At 69.3% G+C, this 17,606-nt stretch carries 15 protein-coding genes; 9 read left to right on the forward strand and 6 right to left on the reverse strand.

The window, feature by feature from the left end:
* Positions 1-60: 60 nt before the first annotated feature.
* The 6 genes from G3N18_RS07980 to G3N18_RS08005 are packed head-to-tail and all read right to left on the reverse strand — an operon-like array spanning position 61 to position 6,713.
* Positions 61-1,425: a serine hydrolase domain-containing protein gene (locus G3N18_RS07980; RefSeq protein WP_196383771.1), complete on the reverse strand. Its 1,365-nt coding sequence runs from the start codon at positions 1,423-1,425 to the stop codon at positions 61-63.
* A complete protein-coding gene (locus tag G3N18_RS16100; protein ID WP_338038397.1) occupies positions 1,422-3,254 on the reverse strand; it encodes a membrane dipeptidase in 1,833 nt (610 codons plus the stop codon). Before G3N18_RS16100 ends, G3N18_RS07980 begins: the two co-directional genes overlap by 4 nt.
* A gap of 2 nt (positions 3,255-3,256) precedes the next feature.
* Positions 3,257-4,126: an aminodeoxychorismate lyase gene (locus tag G3N18_RS07990; protein WP_196383773.1), complete on the reverse strand. Its 870-nt coding sequence runs from the start codon at positions 4,124-4,126 to the stop codon at positions 3,257-3,259.
* 18 nt (positions 4,127-4,144) lie between these two features.
* Positions 4,145-5,269 (reverse strand): o-succinylbenzoate synthase, encoded by a 1,125-nt coding sequence (gene menC / locus G3N18_RS07995; RefSeq protein ID WP_196383774.1) that lies wholly within the window; start codon positions 5,267-5,269, stop codon positions 4,145-4,147.
* The gene (locus G3N18_RS08000) at positions 5,266-5,955 is read right to left on the reverse strand and encodes an SIS domain-containing protein (protein WP_196383775.1); all 690 of its coding nucleotides are present in this window, start codon (positions 5,953-5,955) and stop codon (positions 5,266-5,268) included. Before G3N18_RS08000 ends, menC begins: the two co-directional genes overlap by 4 nt.
* Entirely contained in the window at positions 5,952-6,713 is a 762-nt protein-coding gene (locus G3N18_RS08005; protein ID WP_196383776.1) for a GNAT family N-acetyltransferase, read from the reverse strand. Before G3N18_RS08005 ends, G3N18_RS08000 begins: the two co-directional genes overlap by 4 nt.
* A 138-nt stretch (positions 6,714-6,851) precedes the next feature.
* Between G3N18_RS08005 and G3N18_RS08010 the strand changes: the two genes are divergently transcribed.
* The 9 genes from G3N18_RS08010 (at position 6,852) to G3N18_RS08050 (ending at position 17,556) form a co-directional block, all read left to right on the forward strand.
* Positions 6,852-8,015 (forward strand): M20/M25/M40 family metallo-hydrolase, encoded by a 1,164-nt coding sequence (locus tag G3N18_RS08010; protein WP_196383777.1) that lies wholly within the window; start codon positions 6,852-6,854, stop codon positions 8,013-8,015.
* Between the two features lie 321 nt (positions 8,016-8,336).
* Positions 8,337-10,160, forward strand: coding sequence for an ABC transporter substrate-binding protein (locus G3N18_RS08015; RefSeq protein WP_230404019.1), 1,824 nt, complete (start codon positions 8,337-8,339; stop codon positions 10,158-10,160).
* 82 nt (positions 10,161-10,242) lie between these two features.
* Positions 10,243-11,283, forward strand: coding sequence for an ABC transporter permease (locus G3N18_RS08020; RefSeq protein ID WP_196383779.1), 1,041 nt, complete (start codon positions 10,243-10,245; stop codon positions 11,281-11,283).
* Positions 11,284-11,345: 62 nt separating this feature from the next.
* Positions 11,346-12,194: an ABC transporter permease gene (locus G3N18_RS08025; protein ID WP_230404020.1), complete on the forward strand. Its 849-nt coding sequence runs from the start codon at positions 11,346-11,348 to the stop codon at positions 12,192-12,194.
* Positions 12,195-12,196: 2 nt separating this feature from the next.
* Positions 12,197-13,849 carry a nickel ABC transporter ATP-binding protein NikE gene (nikE, locus tag G3N18_RS08030; RefSeq protein WP_196383781.1) on the forward strand — a complete coding sequence of 551 codons (1,653 nt, stop codon included), beginning with the start codon at positions 12,197-12,199 and terminating at the stop codon, positions 13,847-13,849.
* Complete coding sequence (locus G3N18_RS08035) at positions 13,846-14,820, forward strand: S66 peptidase family protein (protein WP_338038398.1); 975 nt, start codon at positions 13,846-13,848, stop codon at positions 14,818-14,820. The genes nikE and G3N18_RS08035 overlap by 4 nt, the downstream gene beginning before the upstream one ends.
* Positions 14,817-15,659 carry a serine hydrolase gene (locus G3N18_RS08040; protein WP_196383782.1) on the forward strand — a complete coding sequence of 281 codons (843 nt, stop codon included), beginning with the start codon at positions 14,817-14,819 and terminating at the stop codon, positions 15,657-15,659. Before G3N18_RS08035 ends, G3N18_RS08040 begins: the two co-directional genes overlap by 4 nt.
* A complete protein-coding gene (locus G3N18_RS08045; RefSeq protein WP_196383783.1) occupies positions 15,656-16,726 on the forward strand; it encodes a C45 family autoproteolytic acyltransferase/hydrolase in 1,071 nt (356 codons plus the stop codon). Before G3N18_RS08040 ends, G3N18_RS08045 begins: the two co-directional genes overlap by 4 nt.
* Positions 16,723-17,556 (forward strand): serine hydrolase, encoded by an 834-nt coding sequence (locus G3N18_RS08050; protein ID WP_196383784.1) that lies wholly within the window; start codon positions 16,723-16,725, stop codon positions 17,554-17,556. The genes G3N18_RS08045 and G3N18_RS08050 overlap by 4 nt, the downstream gene beginning before the upstream one ends.
* The last annotated feature ends 50 nt before the right edge of the window (positions 17,557-17,606 follow it).

Consider the following 17,606-nt stretch of genomic DNA (forward strand, 5'->3'; position numbering starts at 1 on the left):
TCGCCCGCCGCGTCGCCCGCGGCTTCCGCAACTACGACAACTACCGACTCCGCATGCTCCTCATCGCCGGCGGCCTCGACCCCACCACCCCCACCTAAAGTCCGAAGAGCCGCGTATCCGCTCTGCGAGGGGCGCCTGTGCGGCCACAGGTGCCCCGACCCGTCCGACGAGCTCACGTATACGTCGGTCGCGCACCGTCCCCGGCACATCGCGCAGGACGTTCGTGCTGAACAGGTTTTCGGCTGCGGCGATCGGGGCGCCGGCGCGGACGATCGCATCGAGCCTCTCGGCCGCCGCGAGCGTCTCGGGCCAGATCTCCCCGGGCCGGGGCGTCGTGGCGGCGCCCACGCTTTCGAGGGCTGCCGCGGTCACGCGCCACGCGGGGAACTCGTCCGAGGATCCGAACGCGACGACGCCGATCCGCGACGACGCCTGCCAGCGCATGTGCGAGGCGAATCCGGGGAGACCGCCCGCGTGACCGACCGTGCGTCCCCGCACCTCGTCGTGCTCCACGACGAGCCCGTAGCCGTAGCCGCTGCCCTGCAGCGGACGGCCCGCGAATCGGGCCACGCGCGTCGGGATGACGGTGTGTGCGCGTTGCAGTTCGCGACGCGACTGCGCGCTGAGCGTGGTCGATCCGGGCGTGTCGTCGGTGGATGCCAGGAACCCGACCCACCGGGCGATGTCGCCGACCGTGGAGAAGAGCCCACCGATGCACGCGAGTGCACCGGAGCCCACGTACGGTTCGGGGGCGAACGTCGCGCCTGCGTCGAACGTGCGGTGGCCGCGTGCGAGCGCGGACGGTGACCCGTAGTCGCCTGGACGCCAGCGGGTCTGCGTGAGTCCGAGCGGATCGAGGATCCGGTCGCTGATCACCCGTTCGACGTCGCGTCCCGTGACCGCCTCGATCGCCCGGCCGACCAGAGACATGCCGACGTTGGAGTACTGGTAGACCTCTGCCGGCGGCGCCGTGAGCCGCAGACCGGCGGCGACGAGCGCGTGGATGTCTTCCCGAGGGACCCCCAGGTGCTCGTCGCCCCATGCGTTGTCCTCGCCGAGCCCCGACCGGTTGGCGAGGAGGTCGGCGAGGGTGATGCGTACCGGTCTGCCGCGGTAGCGGGCCGCCGCCATTGCGGGCGCGTAGTCGGTGATCGGTGCCGTCAGATCGAGCAGCCCCTCGTCGCGGAGAGCCAGGGCGCAGGCCGCGAGGAAGCTCTTCGTCATCGACGCGATGCGAAAGACGGTGTCGGCTGTCGTCTCCGGGCCGCCTAGGTGCGTTCGGCCGAACGGCCGCGCGGCGAGCAGGTCGCCATCGCGCACGATCGCCGCAATTCCGCCAGGCGCGAGGCGCCGTGCCGCGGCATCCAAGGCACTGTCGAGTGCCGCGGTCAGCGACTCGTCGTGCGTCTGCGGGAGGCCGCTCATGCGGGTGATGTCAGCGAGTGACGGTCGGCGTCTCCGGCAGCGACGGCAGCGACAGCGGCGACGTCGGCGGCGAAAGCGGCGACGAGGGCATGTGCGGCTGCCGTGTTCGCCCCGTCGACGGCGCGCGCGGCGGCGACGATCTGCGCGAGCGGGAGGTCATCGGGGCCCGGGATGACGGGTTCCTCCCACCCGAGCAGGTCGTCGGCCGAGACCTCCGGGTGGAACTGCAGACCGCGCACGTGCTCGCCGAGCAGGAAGGCCTGGTTCGCAACGGCCGTGCTCGAGGCGAGGAGTGTCGCCGACGGAGGGAGCACCGTGATCATGTCCTCGTGGTTCTCGATCATCGGCGCGCCTTCGCCGAGCGCCGAGAGCACGGCGTCGATCGTCCCCGCGGAGGTGGGCGAAATCTGCGTGGCACCCCGTTCCTTCGGCCCCGTCTTCGCGCGTACTGTGCCGCCCGCGACGTGCGCGAGGATCTGTCCGCCGAGGCAGATGCCGAGGGTCGGCAGGTCCCGGGCGATCGCTTGCTCGGCGAGGCCGCGCTCGCGCGCGAGCCAGGGCGCGCGCTCGTCGTCGTCGGGCATGAGACCGCCTCCGAGCATGACGAGCCCGGCGTAGCCGTCGAGGCTCGCGGGCACCTCTTCACCGAGCACGACTTCCGGCTCGAGGCCGGCCTCGCGCAACCATGCGCCCAGGCGCCGGGGGCCCGACGGCTTCGCGTTCTGCACGACGAGCACGCGCGGACGCTCCGCGCGCGTGCGCTCGTGCACGTCGACGACGGGACGGATGCCGAGCGGCGCGGGTGCCGTGCCGTCGAGGAAGGCGCGGTAGTCGGCATCGACGACCTCGAGCACGCGGAGGACGTTGCGGTGCGTCAGTGCGTCGAGATCGTCCGCCGACCAGCCGCGTCCGCGCAGCTCGGCGAGAAGTGCCGGGTACCCCGAGACATCCGAGAGGCCCTCGGGCATCGCGTCCGTTCCGTCGAAGTCGCCGCCGAGACCGACCGCGTCTCGTCCCGCGACGCGGCGCACGTGCTCGACGTGATCGGCCACCGTCGTCACGTCGACGACCGGGGGGACGCCGACCTCCCCGTCGCGCACCCACTGCCATCGGGCCGCGGAAAGGAACGAGGGAACGAAAGTCACCATGACGACCCCGCCGTCCCGCCCGATCCGAGCGAGAACGTCGTCGGGGACGTTCCTCGGGTGGGCGCACAGCGCTGCCGCGCCGGAGTGACTGACGATCACCGGACGGGTCGTCGTCTCGAGGGCGTCCCGCATCGTCGCGGGGGAGACGTGCGCGAGATCCACGAGTACCCCGATGCGATTCAGCTCCGCCACGACCTCGCGGCCGAACGGGGTCAAGCCGCCGTGCCGTGCGGTGTCCGTCGCCGAGTCGGCCCACGCGGTCGTGCGTGACCACGTCAGCGTGAGATAGCGCACGCCGAGGCGAGCGTACTGGCGCAGAACCGCGAGCGATCCGGCCAGCTGGTCTCCGCCTTCGACGCCGACGAGCGACCCGATCCGACCGGCATCCATCGCCTCGCGCACGGCGGAGGCGGTAGGAGTCCAGGCGAGGTCTTGCGGGTAGGCATCGACGAGGCGGCGCACGACGTCGATCTGTTCGAGCGTCGCCGTCACCTGCCCCGCGCCGATCAGGGCCGGGTCGACCCATACCGACCAGAACTGGGCGCCCACCTCGCCGCGCCGCAGCCGAGCAAGATCGGTGTGCAGCCCGTCCAGAGTGCCGCCGAAGCCGGCGACCGACGATCCGAACCTTTCGCGGAGCGCCCAGGGCAGGTCGTTGTGGCCGTCGAAGACGAGAGGCACGCTCATTCCTTCCGGTCGTCGAGGGCGTGGTTCATGATCGCGGTGGCGTCGGCATCCACCCGTACCGTGCGGCCGTCGAGATGTGCGATGGGCGCGGCGCCGCGGGTCGACGAGCAGAGCCAGAGGGCGGATGCCTCGGTCAGCTCCGCGGCAGTGAGGGGACGCACCTGCGTCTGCCGGCCATCCCGGTGCAGCGCAGCGAACGCGTCGTGCTGCGTCGTACCGGGAAGGATGCCGAGCTCAACCGGAGGTGTCACGAATCGGTCGCCGAATCGTGCGATCACCGTCGAATTCGGGCCTTCCAGGACGAAGCCGTCGATCGAGAGAAAGATCACATCCTGCGCGTCGCGGCGTCGCGCCTCGCGCATAGCCGCCATGTTGACCGCGTACGAGAGCGTCTTGGCTCCCTGCAGGAGCCAGGGCGAGGTCTGAGCGACATCGGAGCGATAGCCGCGATCGAGGGTGACGACGTCGAGAGGGGCAGGGATCTCGGCGCGGGCAGCGGGGACGAAGGCGAGGGCCCACCCCGTCGGCACGCCCGTGCCGGCTTCGTCGCCGCGCGACATCACGTATTTGACGGCGCCACGAGGGTGCTCGCGCAGGTGCGCGGCGGCAGTCGTGACGGCACGGCGCCACAGCGCGCGATCCGGTTCGGGCAGGTCGAGCATGCGCGCCGACCGGGCGAACCGGTCGAGGTGGGCCTCCGACGCCTGCGGTACACCGGCGACGGTGACGACGGTCTCGAAGATCCCGTCGCCGCGGGTAGCGGCCAGGTCGGTGGCCGGCAGCACCGTCGTGGCAGGGTCCACGACGGCGAGGTCCTGTGCGGCGGATGCGCCGAGGTCGAGCACGATGAGAGCGACGGGGGTCATGGTTCTCCTGCGGAGGGATCAGGCGCGGACGGCGGAGAGCTCGACGAGCTCGACGGTATGCGCGCTCAGGACATCCTCGTCGATGTCGTGACCGAGTCCGGGAGAGGTGGGTACCTCGACGCGTCCGTGCCGGGCGATGACCGGCGGCACGATGACGTCGTGCGCATAGTACTTGTCCGACCCCGAGACATCCGAGGGCAGCGTGAACCCCGGGAGGGAGGACAGCGCGACGTTGGCTGCGCGGCCGACGCCGAATTCGTGCATCCCCCCGCACCAGACCGGGACGCCTTCCGCGCGGGCGAGCTCGTGGGCGGCCCGCGCCGTGCCGAGTCCGCCCATCCGCGAGACCTTGATGTTCAGCACGCGACCGGCTCCCGTGAGCAGCATCGTCCGCAGGTCATCGAGCGTCTCGACGCTTTCATCGAGGCACAGCGGTGTCTGCAGCTGGCGCTGCAGTCGCGCGTGCGAGGCGAACGCGCGGGGAGCGAAGGGCTGCTCGATCATCGTCAACCCGGCGGTGTCGAGGGCACGCATGATGGCCGTCGTGTTCTCGTCGTCGGGGTAGGCGCCGTTGGCATCCACGTGCAGATCGAGGTGGGGGTAGGCGTCGCGCACGGCGCGCACCGGCTCGAGGTCCCACCCCGGAGCGACCTTGAGCTTGATGCGCGGGTATCCGGCACCCACCTGCGTCTGGACTTCAGTCAAGAGAGCGTCGATGGTCGGCTCGATGCCGAGGGACACTCCCGCGGTGACCTGCGAGCGCTCGCCGCCGAGCGCCGCGGCGAGCGGGATGCCGTTCGTCTTCGCGTACAGATCCCAGGCGGCGATCGAAAATCCCGCCTTGGCGAACGCGTTGCCGCGGATCTTCGCCCAGCTGCGCTCGAGCGCATCCGGGTGCTCCCACGTGGGCTCCTGCACCGCGGCGGCGAGATACTTCGTCGCCATCAGCATCGCCGTGTCCGTCGTCTCGGCGCTGTAGTACGGGTCGGTGGGAGAAGCGATCTCGCCCCACCCCGTCACTCCCGACTCGTCGACCACCTCGACGAGAATGTGTTCGAGCGTGCTCTTGCGGTGTGAACTGGTCTGGAAGCTGTGCACCAGGGGCAGAACGACACGGTGCAGCCGCAGCTGGTCGATTCTCATTCCGGCCCCCGATCGCCCGGCTCGTCGTCGTGATGGTAGATGTGCAGTTCCTGCGCCAGGGCGTCGCGTGCCGTGAGGCGGCGCCGTGCGCCTTTCGCGCTCGCGGCGGTGAGCGTGCCCAGCAGGTGGCAGACGGCGGCGATCGCGGTGGGTGAGTCGGCCGAGGACGCGGAACGCGTGTGCACAGGAAGGAGGACGGATGCCGCGTCGGCGAGCGGCGCATCGACCGAGTCGGTCACGACGATCAGCTCGCCGCCGGCGGCGCGGAACAGTTCGCCGAATCGGATCGTCTCTTCGCGGTAGCGACGCATCGTGAAGGCGACCAGGACGTCGGTCGCGCGCACGTCGGTGAGCACGGTCAGATCTGTCAGGCTGCGCCCGTCGACGACGAAGACGTTCGAGAGGGTGGTCGACAGGTCGGCGCCGAGAAGATCGGCATATGCCGCGCCCTTGCCGCGGCCGGTGATGTAGCGGCGCCGTGCACCGAGGATCAGCGCGACGGCGCGGGGGACGTCGCCGCTGGATCCGAGTTCGGCGAACGTCAGGGCGAGCGCGTGCGTCTCGGCCTCGATGACACGAGCCTGAAGGGCTTCGGCGGAGATGTTGGTGCGGAAGCGTTCGCCGTACCGCTCGCCCGGGGAGGACAGCTGACGGTCGCGGGAGTCGTCGAGGGCGTCTCGGTTCACGGGGCTGTTCCTTCGGCGGTGGGCACGGCGAGGTAGGCGCTGGTCCTGTCGTCGAGCGGGCGACAGGCGACGAGGCGACGCCCCTCGAGCGCGCGTTCGAGAGCGCCACGCAGGTGCGGGCGCAGCGTGCGAGCGGTGGTGTCCTCGCGCGGCACGGTGACCCACACGCTGTCACCGTCGTCGGCGACGGCGACAGCCGGGCGTTCGGCGAGGGCTGAGGGTGGGGTCGCGGTCCGCGCGCCGGCGTAGGGGTCAGCCGTGCGGGTGAGGTCCCATTCGACGACGAGCCGATCGGTGTCGTCGCGATCGTAGAAGTCACGCTCGTAGCGCATGCCTTCGGCGCCGAGCGTAGACAGGTTGAAGAACGCGTTGCGGCTGAGGACCGGATCGAACGTCCAACGCATGCGGATCTGACCCCACCCCAGCGCGACCTCGCGCTGGGCGAGCTTCAGCATTCTTCCGATGCCGCGACCCTGGTGCGCACGGTGGACGGCGGCGGCCTGCGAATAGTGGAAGTGCGCGCCGGATCGGTCGGTGCCGGCGAACCCGTACACGAATCCGATGAGGGTGCCCGAGGCGTTGAACGCCCCGATGCTCGAGCCGCCGTTCTTGCGCAGAGCACTCATGAGGTTCGCATTCAACCCCAGATCTGAGCCGTGATAGCCGAAGACATCCGTGTAAAGCCCGGTGGCGAGGCGGTACTGGTCGGCGGTCTCCAGCGACGCCACGCGAACGTCGGTACGGAGCGAGGGCTGCACGATACGGTTCCTATGTCGATAAGAAGTGGACGGACAGATCTGAAGATAGAAGATCATTGCCGGCTATACAAGCCGAATCATGTGACAGATATGTTTCGTATCTCGACATCTCGGGGGTCGTGTGGAGAGGATGGGGGCATGACCGAACCCTCGATCGCCGACGTGTCCGACGATGATCTGCAACGGGCCCTTCGGCGCCTGCAAGAGCTCGTGCGCATCGAGTCTCCCTCGCTCGATGCAGACGCCAGCCACCGGGTCTCCTCGCTTCTCGCGTGGTGGTGGCGGGAGTGCGGGGCGCACGTTCGAGAGGTGACGACGGATGCCGGGACATCCGTGATCGCCGATGTGGACGGTGTCGGCGCGCCCGTGCTCTTCGTCGGCCACTCCGACACCGTGTGGCCGCACGGAACACTCGCGGAGGCGCTTCCGCTTGCTCGCGAGAGCGACACCCTCACCGGCCCGGGCGTCTATGACATGAAGAGCGGTCTGGTCGTCATGCTCGCCGCCGTCGCCGCGGTGCGGCGCGTTCCCCACCGCGCCGTGCGGGTCGTCGTCGTCTGCGATGAGGAAGTCGGCTCCCCGACGACGGGGAACGTGCTCCGCGAGGCGGCGGAGGGCGTGACGGCCGTGCTGGGATTCGAGTCGCCCCATCCCGACGGGGCACTGAAAGTCGGTCGGCGCGGCAGTACACGCGTGCGTCTGCGCGTGAGGGGGGTTGCCGCGCACGCGGCGCTCGATCCCGGCGCCGGGGTGTCGGCGATCGACGAGCTCATCGATCAGCTGCTCGAGGTGCGACGGCTGGTCGGCGCGCCCGATCTGCGTTCGGAGGTTCTGTGCAACGTCGGCTCGATCTCGGGCGGTGCACGGGCGAACGTGGTCGCGGCGGACGCGGAAGCCGAGATCGGGTTGCGCTTCGAAGACCCCGAGACCGAGCGGCGCGTGCTGGGCGCGATCGAACGCCTGCGACCGGTGCGCGAGCGTGCCCGACTCGAGGTCGAGATCCTCAGCCATCGACCCGCGTGGCGCCCGTCCGACGCGGACCAGCGTGTTGCGGACGATCTCGCTCGGGCGGCGCGCCGCGCGGGCGCGGAGAGTCTTCCTGCGCGTCCGGCTGCCGGGGCGGGGGATACCAACTCGTTCGGCGCGTGGGGGCTGCCGACGGTCGATGGACTCGGGCCCCGAGGCGGCGGTGCGCATGCTCTGTCAGAACACGTTCTCGTGTCGTCGCTCGGCGAGCGGATCTCGCTGATCGCCGCGTATCTGGCCGACGTCGGGGTCGAGGCATCCACCGTTGATATGTAACGAATGATCGTCAAACGATGCGCGCGAAAGATCGCTTGGGCGGAGATTCGCGCTGTCTGCCCTCGCGCGAGGTCACGCAGATTCCGCCTAATTCTGCGGTTTCCCGGGGATCGAGCGGGAGATCTGCGCTTCAGGCAGGCGGCGGCGGCGGTGTGCCGCACTGTTACGAGCGTGTGAAAACTGTGATCATGCGGATCGTATGGGTTGTCTCCGAGCGAGTCTTCATGTTCACTGATGCCAACGAACCCCGGGACGGCGGTGCCTCCCCTGGCGAAAGGAAACCGAATGTCGACTCGTTCTCGAGCGCGCATGCGGCGAGTGATGACGCTCGCCGTTGCCGCCGCGCTGATCGCGATGCCGGTGGGCGCGGCGCACGCGCAGTCATCGACCACCGCGTCGACGGTCCGCTCCGCGGCCGATGCCACCCCCGCGCCGAGTGGCAGCGCGTCGGCGACGACCCTGCGCATCGCGACGTCGGGCTACGTCGACTCGTTCAACCCGTTCACGTCGATCTACCTGCTGCCGACGAACCTCATCCGGTACATGTACGAGAGCCTCGTGCAGAACGACCAGCAGGACGGCTCGCCCACGAAGGGTCTCGCCGACTCGTGGACGACCGAGAACGACGGCAAGACCTGGATCTTCACCCTGCAGGACGGTCTGACGTGGTCTGACGGTGAGCCGATCACCGCTGCCGACGTCGTGTACACGTACGAGCAGATGATGACCGTTCCCGAACTGAGCGTCGCGAACGGCAACCTCGTCACCAACTTCGAGAAGGTCACCGCCGAGGACGACAAGACGGTGGTCATCGACCTCAAGACCCCGCAGGCCCCGAACCCCGGCAGCGAGATCCCGATCGTTCCGAAGCACGTCTGGGAGAAGATCGCCGACCCCGCGACCTTCGCCAACGACAGCGACATCGTCGGCTCGGGATCGTTCCTGCTCGACAGTTACAGCGCGAACCAATCGATCACGCTCACGGCGAATCCCGACTTCTGGCGCGGCGCCCCGAAGATCGACCGCATCCAGTACGTGTACTACACCAACAGTGACGCCCAGGTGCAGGCGCTGCGGGCCGGCGAAGTCGACTTCGTCACCGGCCTCACCGCCACCCAGTTCGACGCGCTGCAGGGCGCGGAAGGCATCACCACGCACTCCGGTGAAGGCCGTCGCTACACGTCGTACAGCCTCAACGCGGGGATGAAGACGCGCGACGGCGAGGCGTTCGGCACGGGCAACCCCGCCCTCGCCGATCTCGCAGTTCGTCAAGCGATCCGTCAGGGCATCGACACCGACGCGCTCCTGAAGAACGTGCTGCAGGGCCAGGGCGTGCAGGGCACCTCGTTCATCCCGGCCTCCTTCTCCAAGTGGTCGTTGCCGGCCGACGACCCCGCGATCCTGCCCTACGACCCGGACGCGGCGAAGGCACTGCTGGACGGTGCGGGATGGACCGTGGGCGCCGACGGCATCCGTCAGAAGAACGGCACGCCGCTCAGCCTGCGTCTGCTGGTGGACGCCGAGGATGTGACCGAGCAGTCCGTCGCCGAGTACTTCGTGCCGTGGATGAAGGAGATCGGCATCGACATCACGGTCGAATCGACCGACGGAGACACGATCTCGACCCGTTCCATCACGGGTGACTACGACATCTACCTCACGGGTTGGAGTGTGAATCCCGATCCCGACTACCAGCTCGGCATCAACCTGTGCTCGAGTCTGCCCACCGGCACCGACGGCTCGGGGGGCACGACGCAGGACGGTTACTGCAACCCGCAGTTCGACGCGCTGTACGCGCAGCAGCGCTCCGAGCTCGACGAGACCAAGCGTCAGCAGATCGTCCACGACATGCTCGCGGTGAACTACACCGACACCGCGCAGATCGTGTTCTGGTACGGCAACAGCCTCGAGGCCTACCGCTCCGACCGGTTCACGAACTTCTCGCTGCAGCCGGAGAAGAACGGCATCATCGCCAACCAGGCCGGGTACTGGGGCTTCCTCACCGTCGAGCCGGTGGCTGGGGCGAGTGAGAACGGAGGCGTGAACGTCGGCCTCATCATCGTCGCCGTGGTCGTGGCACTGTTGATCGTCATCGCGATCATCGTCGCCATGGCGCGTCGCCGGAAAGCCGGCGACCGGGAGTGAGCCGCCTCTCAGTGCGCGGCCCCGCTCCGGCGGCGCCGCGCACTGAGCGGACCATCGTCACGCACGAGCCAGGAGAAGAGCATTGTCCACCACCGTTCCGCCCACTGAGGCGGTGATTCTCGAAGAGACCGGCCCCGAGCACGCCGGCCGCGGCAGCAGCGCACTCGGCTATCTCGGGTCGAAGGCAGGCGGCGCGGCCATCAGCCTCGCGATGGTGATCCTGCTCGGATTCTTCGCGTTCAAGATCCTGCCCGGCGATCCGGTCGCCCGCATCGCCCGAGAGCGGCAGATGTCAGCCGACCAGGTTGCGCAGCTGCGCGAACAGCTCGGCCTCAACAAGCCGCTGCTCGAGCAGTTCTGGGTGTATCTCGGCAACGTGTTCACGCTGAACTTCGGGGAGAGCTACGTCTACAAGCGCTCGGTGGCGAGCCTCATCGGCGAGTACTTCTGGAACACGATCCTGCTGACCGGGGTGTCGGCGGTGATCGCGATCGCCCTCGGCCTGTGGCTCGGGCAGCTCGCCGGCTGGCGGCACGGCAGCAGGTTCGACAAGCTGACCTCCGGTGTCTCACTCGTCCTCTGGTCGGTGCCCACGTTCTGGCTGGCGCTGATCCTACTCATGATCTTCGGTGGCACGCTGCACTGGTTTCCGACCGGAGGCATGCGGTCGCCTGACGCACCCGGCGGTCTCGCCGGGGTCGGTGACGTCGCTGCGCACATGGTGCTGCCGGTGATCACGATGGTCGCCGTCGTGTACGCCCAGTACGTCATGGTGATGCGCGCCTCGGTGATCGAGGAGATGAACGCCGACTACATCACGACGGCACGAGCGAAGGGCCTGCGCGAAGACCTCGTGCGCACGCGACACGTCGTGCCCAACGCCCTCCTTCCCACCGTCACCCTGGTGTTCATGCACCTCGGCGGCCTGATCGCCGGAGCGGTCACCGTCGAGGCGGTCTTCTCGTGGCCAGGGCTCGGCAAACTCACCTTCGAGGCATTGAGCGGGCCCGATCTGCCCTTGTTGCAAGGGACGTTCGTCGTCTTCTCGGCCATCATCATCGTGATGAACCTCATCGCCGACCTCGTCTATCGTCAGCTGGACCCGAGAGTGAGGCGCTCATGAGCACCGCCGAACCCCGCCTGCTCTCACCGCGGGCGATGGCCTGGTCTCGTCGAGGACGTTCCTTGGCAGAGTTCTGCCGCGAGTTCTCGCACCAGCGCGCCGGTATGGTCGGGCTGGTCTTCCTGATCGTCATCGTCGTGCTGGCGATCCTCGCCCCCGTCCTCGCTCCGGCCTGGATGCTCGACGTCACGCGCGTGATCGACAACCCGCGATTCGCGCCGCCGTCGTGGGAGCATCCGCTCGGCACCGACCATCAGGGTCGTGAGCTGTGGGTACGGATGCTGTGGGGTGCACGCGTATCCCTTCTCGTGGGGTTCGCCGCGACGGCCGTGTCGATGATCCTCGGCACCGTCGTCGGTCTCGCCGCCGGGCACTTCACCGGGTGGGTCGGCGGTCTGCTCATGCGGGTGATCGACTTCTTCCTCGTGCTGCCCTCGCTCATCCTCGCGATCGTGCTCGCCTCCGTGCTCAACCGTGGTGCGCTGACGATCATCATCGCGATCGGTCTCACCTCGTGGGCGGGAACGGCCCGCGTCGTGCGCGCGCAGACCCTCTCTGTGGAATCCCGCGACTACGTCGAGCGCTCTCGCGTCCTCGGGGCGGGCCACTGGCACATCATCGGCAAGCACCTGCTGCCCGCGGTGCTGCCCCTTGTGCTCGCCAACACGACGCTCACGGTCGGTTCGGCGATCATCTCCGAATCGACGCTGTCGTTCCTCGGCCTCGGCGACACGACGCAGCAGTCTTGGGGCGCCGTGCTGAAGAATTCGATGGATGTCTCTGCGGCCACGAGCGGCTACTGGTGGTACGTCATCGTCCCCGGTCTCGCGATCGTTCTGGTGGTGCTCGCGTTCACCCTCGTCGGTCGTGCCGTGGAGACGATCGTCAACCCGACCCTGAGGAGCCGCTGACGATGCCCGATCTCGTCTTCGACGACGTGTCGATCACCTATCGCACCTCCGGTCGCAACGACCGCGGCGACGTTGCGGCCGTGCGTCATGTGACGCTCGATCTCCCCGCCGGTGGCACCCTCGGCATCGCCGGGGAGTCCGGATCGGGCAAGTCGACGCTCGCCATGAGCGTGCTGCGACTGCTGCCGAAGTCGGCGCGGATCGGCGGGCGCGTGCTCATCGGCGACGCCGACGTCGCGACGCTGTCGTTCGGTGAGTTGCGTGCCGTCCGCTGGGCGGAGGCATCCATCATCTTCCAGGGGGCGATGCATTCGTTGAACCCTGTGCGCACGGTCGGCGAGCAGATCCTCGAGGCGCTCGAGCTGCATGTGGCCGACGCGTGGCCGACCGAGAAGGCGCGCAAGGCCCGGGTCACGGAGCTGCTGCACGCCGTCGACCTCGCCTCTGCCAAGGCCGCTGCCTACCCGCACGAGCTGTCGGGCGGACAGAAGCAGCGCGTCATGATCGCGATGGCGCTGGCGTGCGAACCCGACATCGTCGTCGCCGACGAGCCGACGACCGCGCTCGACGTCATCGTGCAGAAGCAGATTCTGAGCATGATCGCCCAGTTGGTCACCGAGCGCGGGATCTCGCTGCTGATGATCAGCCACGACCTGTCGGTGCTCGCGACCGTCTGCGAGCGCATCGCCGTCATGCGCGGCGGCGAAGTGGTGGAGGTGGGCGATGCGCTCACCATCTGCACCGACCCCTCGCACCCCTACACCCGTCAGCTGGCCGCGGCGTTCCCCGAGATCGGCGACCCCGCGTCGCGGATGAATCCGGTCAGCACCCGCACGCGCGAGGTCGCCGACGCGGAGCAGCGATTCGTCGCAGGCGAATCCGACGTCGTCATGGAGGCGCGCGGCCTCACCGTCACCTACCGCTCGCGGGGCACGTGGCTGCGCGCCGTGCGGAACGTCGATCTCGCCGTGCACCGCGGCGAGATCGTCGCGCTCGTCGGTCAGTCGGGGTCGGGCAAGAGCACCCTCGCGCGAACCCTCGTCGGCTTGCAGCAGCCCGACGCGGGGTCGATCGTCCGCTTCCGCGGCACCGATCTGCCCCGTCGGGGCGCGAAGCTGCGGGCGTTTCGCAACGACGTGCAGATGGTGCTGCAAGATCCCTCGGCTGCGCTCAACCCGAAGCTCAGCGTGTACGAGTCGGTCGCCGAAGGGCTGCGTGTGCAGCGCTACCGCGGCGATGAGCGGCAGCGCGTGGTCGAGGCGTTGACGGATGCCGAGTTGACGCCGCCCGAGCACTTCATGAACGCGATCCCTCAAGAGCTGTCCGGAGGGCAGCGCCAACGAGTCGTGATCGCCGGTGCGCTCGCGGTCGGGCCCGAGCTCCTCGTCGCCGACGAGCCGGTCGCGTCGTTGGACGCATCGGCGCGGGGCGAGATCCTCGCGCTGCTGCTGTCGCTGCGCAAACGGCTGGGACTGTCGGCGCTGGTCATCACGCACGACCTCGGGCTCGCGTGGAACATCGCCGACACGGTCGCCGTGATGTACGAGGGAGAGATCGTCGAGCAGGGACCGACCGAGGAGGTGCTGCTCGATCCGCAGCACGAGTACACGCGCACGCTGCTGGCGGCCGCTCCTGTGATCGAGCGTCGCTCGTGAGCGTCGCCGAGACGTTGACGATCGACCGTCACGCGTATCTCGATTCCGCCCCGCTGCGTCCCGGCGATCGTGTCGCGATGATCACCCCCGCGGGCCCCGGCAAGGCCGAGCGCGTCGAGCGGGCCGTGCAGCACTATCAGGACTGGGGACTCGAGGTCGTCGTGGGCGCACACGTGCTCGACCCGCATCCGCCGCGCGCGCCCTTTCTCGCCGGAACCGACGACGCCCGTCGCGCCGACCTCGTCGACGCGTGGCTCGACCCCGACATCGACGCGGTGGTCGCCCTCGGCGGCGGATACGGCGCGATGCGGCTTCTCGACGGCATCGATTGGGCGCAGATGGCCGCCGCCGCGCTCCGCCGCGACGGGCGACCGAAGCTGCTGACCGGATCGTCGGATATCACGGCGCTGCACGAGGCCTTCCGCTTCCACATCGGCGGTCCGACGCTGTTCTGCCCCATGGCGGGCAACGCCGTGTTCCTCGACTCCGAGATCATCCGCACCGACGTGCACCGTTGGCTGTTCGAACCGTGGCGCGCGCAGCGCATCGCCGGGCCGGAGGTCGACGTGCTCGCGCCCGGCCGTGCGCGCGGCACACTCACCGGGGGATGCCTTGCGCTGCTGGCCGGTGGTTTGGGCTCGCCCGAGTCGGCCGGTGACCACCGAGGCATCCTCGTACTCGAAGACGTCGACGAGGAGATGTATCGCCTCGACGGCTTTCTGCTCGCCCTGCAGCGCGCCGGCCGGTTCGACCAGGCATCCGGCATCGCGCTCGGCTCGTGGCAAGGGTGCACGCCCGTCGAGGGGCTGCGCCTCTTGATGGACGAGTTCTTCGGCGCGCGCGGGGTGCCGGTGCTCTGGCAGACCGGGTTCGGGCACGACCCGAACGCTGTGAGCCTGCCGCTGAACGTCGATGCCGAACTCGCCGCCGAGGGCGAGAACCCGGGGCTCAGCGTGATGGGTCCCGCATGAGCGCCGTCGTGCTGCCCGCACTCGACGAACGCGTGCGGTGGTCTCTTCGCGTCATCGACACCTCCACCGGCGCGGTGCTCGCCGATCACACATCCGACCTCGTGTGCGAGACGGCGAGCGTCGGCAAGGTGTTTCTGCTGATCGAGGTCGCCTCCCGCCTCGCGGACGGCACTCTGCGGCCCGATCAGCTCGTCGAGATCCCCGACGAGCACCGTGTCGCCGATTCGGGTCTGCTCTACCTGATGCGCACCCAGCGCCTGCCGGTGGCAGATCTCGCTCTGCTGGTGGGAGCGGTCAGCGACAACCTCGCCACGAACGCTCTGCTCTCTCTGTGCGGGCTCGACCGAGTGCGTGCCGTGGCGCCGGGGCTCGGTTACGCCCACACGACACTCCTTGACTACATCCGCAACGAGCGCCTCGAGGACATGCCGTGGACGCCCTCCTACGGCACGGGTGCGGAGCTTTGCGATCTCATGCGGCGGTTGGGCGCGGGCGAGGTCGTCTCGCCCGAAGTGAGTGGGCAGGTGTTCGAGTGGCTGGGCGCCGACACCGACACATCGATGGTCGCGTCGGCGCTGCTGCTCGACCCGCTCGCGCACCTCGACCCCGATTACCAGGGCATGGTGCTGCGCCACAAGACGGGCACGACGTCTGTCACGCGCGTCGACACCGGTCATCTCACGGGGCCGGCGGGTGGCGTCGCCTATGCCGTGTGCGCGAACTGGCGCGGCGCGCACGACGACCGCCGTGCGCCGGTGCTCGCCGCGATGGCGGCAATCGGCGAGTCGCTGCGAACATACGTCACCGGCGTTCCCGGCGAAGCGGCGGTGGCGTCGTGAGCGTCGTCATCGAGGAGCGCGATCCGGTGGCGGGCCTCGCGTGGACGGTGCTCCGCGGAGAGCGCACCGACGTCATGCGCGCGCTCGGAAGGACGCACGCAGAGGCGATCCACGCGCAGCGCGTCGCCGAGGACGGCGGCTGGTCGGCCAACGTCCGCCGCGCGCGCGGCGTCGCCGCCGCCCGGTTCGCGGCGGTCGTCGCCGCCACGAAGAGCCTTCTGCCGCTCGAGGCGGACGAACTCGCGGCGATCGCCGAAGGGGCCGAGGTCGACGCCCACGAGCTCTGGGCGCAGAACCTCCGCGGCGATCTCGGTCGAGACGGCACCGGCTGCAGCGACGTGTCGTTCGTGGGTCGCGGCGGCGTCGTCCTCGGCCACAATGAGGACGGCGATGGAGACCTCCGCGGTGCGATCCGCCTCGTGACGCTGCGCATCGAGGGCGATCCTGACATGACCGCGCTCTGGTACCCGGGAATGCTCCCCTCGAATGCGTTCGTCACGACGGCCGCCGGGCTCGCCTTCGGCATGGATCATGTGCCGGTGCGCGTCGCGAATCAGGGCGGCGCCGGTCGGCATTTCGTGGCGCGGCGCGCGCAGCGCCAGCAGACCGGAGACGCGGCACGAGCAGCTCTGGCCGACATTGCGTGTGCGGGTGGGTTCGCTTTCGACGTCGCCGACGCCCGGTCGCGGCGCACCGACCTCATCGAGAACGCCGCCGGTCGTGTCGCGCAAGTGCCGGGCGGGGCGCGCGCCACGTGCCACACGAACCACCTCCGGGCCGTCGACGGCACGCGTGAGGGTCTCGCCGTCGCCCCCGACGATGTCTGGCTGGTCGAGAGCCGGTCGCGCCTGGCCGCGCTGAGGTCGGTGGCCGATGAGGCAGACGATGCAGAAACCGTCCGGGCCGCTCTTCGCGCAGAGCGGGTTCTCGGCCGCAGCGCCGACCTCTACACGTTCGCGAGCATCGTCGTGGACCAGGCGACCGACACGATCACCGTGCAGACGGACGGCGATCCTTGGCGCGGGCGCTGGGACGCGTTCGCCCGTGGAGAAAGGAAGGACGCATGAGCGCATCCGAACCGATCGCCGATCTGTTCGCCGATCTGGAGGAGCGGGTGGAGGGGCTGACCGTCTCGGCTCTCGCCTGCGATGTGGACACCGACGAGGTGCTGTTCGCACACGGCGCCGACACGGTGCTCGACACGGCGAGCGTAGGCAAGATCTTCCTTCTGCATCGCCTGCTCACCGAGGTCGATGCGGGCACGCGATCGCTCGAAGACAGGGTGACGCGCCGGCCGGTCGAGTGGATAGACAACTCGGGGCTGTGGTACCTGCTGCAGGCCGACGAGCTGTCGCTCTACGACGTTGCCGCGCTCATCGGCGCCGCAAGCGACAACGCCGCGACCAACACGTTGGCCCGGGTCATCGGGCTCGACGCGGTGACCGCGCACACACGCGCGCTCGGATACACCGCGTCGGGACTCGACGACGTCGTGCGCTGGCCGCTGCCGCCCGGCGCTCCGCGCACGCTCTCGCACGCCACGGCGCGCGAGCTCGTGCGGTTCGTGACCCGCACTGCGCGGGCGGAAGATCTCTCCCCGTCGTCGGCCGACACTCTGCAGCGGTGGCTGGGCGCCGGCATGGATCTCTCGATGGTGGCATCCGCTTTCGGCCTCGACCCTCTCGCCCACTATTACTTCGATCGCGGTATCTGGCTCTGGAACAAGACCGGAACGATCTCGACCGTGCGCGCCGACACCGGCCTGGTGATGTCACCGTCGCGGCGGCTCGCCTATGCGGTGCTGATCAACTGGCCCTCCGGGGTTGCCGTTCGCGACGAGGTGTTGACGGTGATGCGCGAGGCGGGGATGCATCTGCGGCGGGTGCTCGAGCGGTGAGCGGCGAGCCGTCGGCCGCAGGGCGGTGAGCGGGCGCCCGAGGCGGCCCC

It is taken from the genome of Microbacterium paulum, assembly GCF_015707995.1.
Classification (GTDB): domain Bacteria; phylum Actinomycetota; class Actinomycetes; order Actinomycetales; family Microbacteriaceae; genus Microbacterium; species Microbacterium paulum.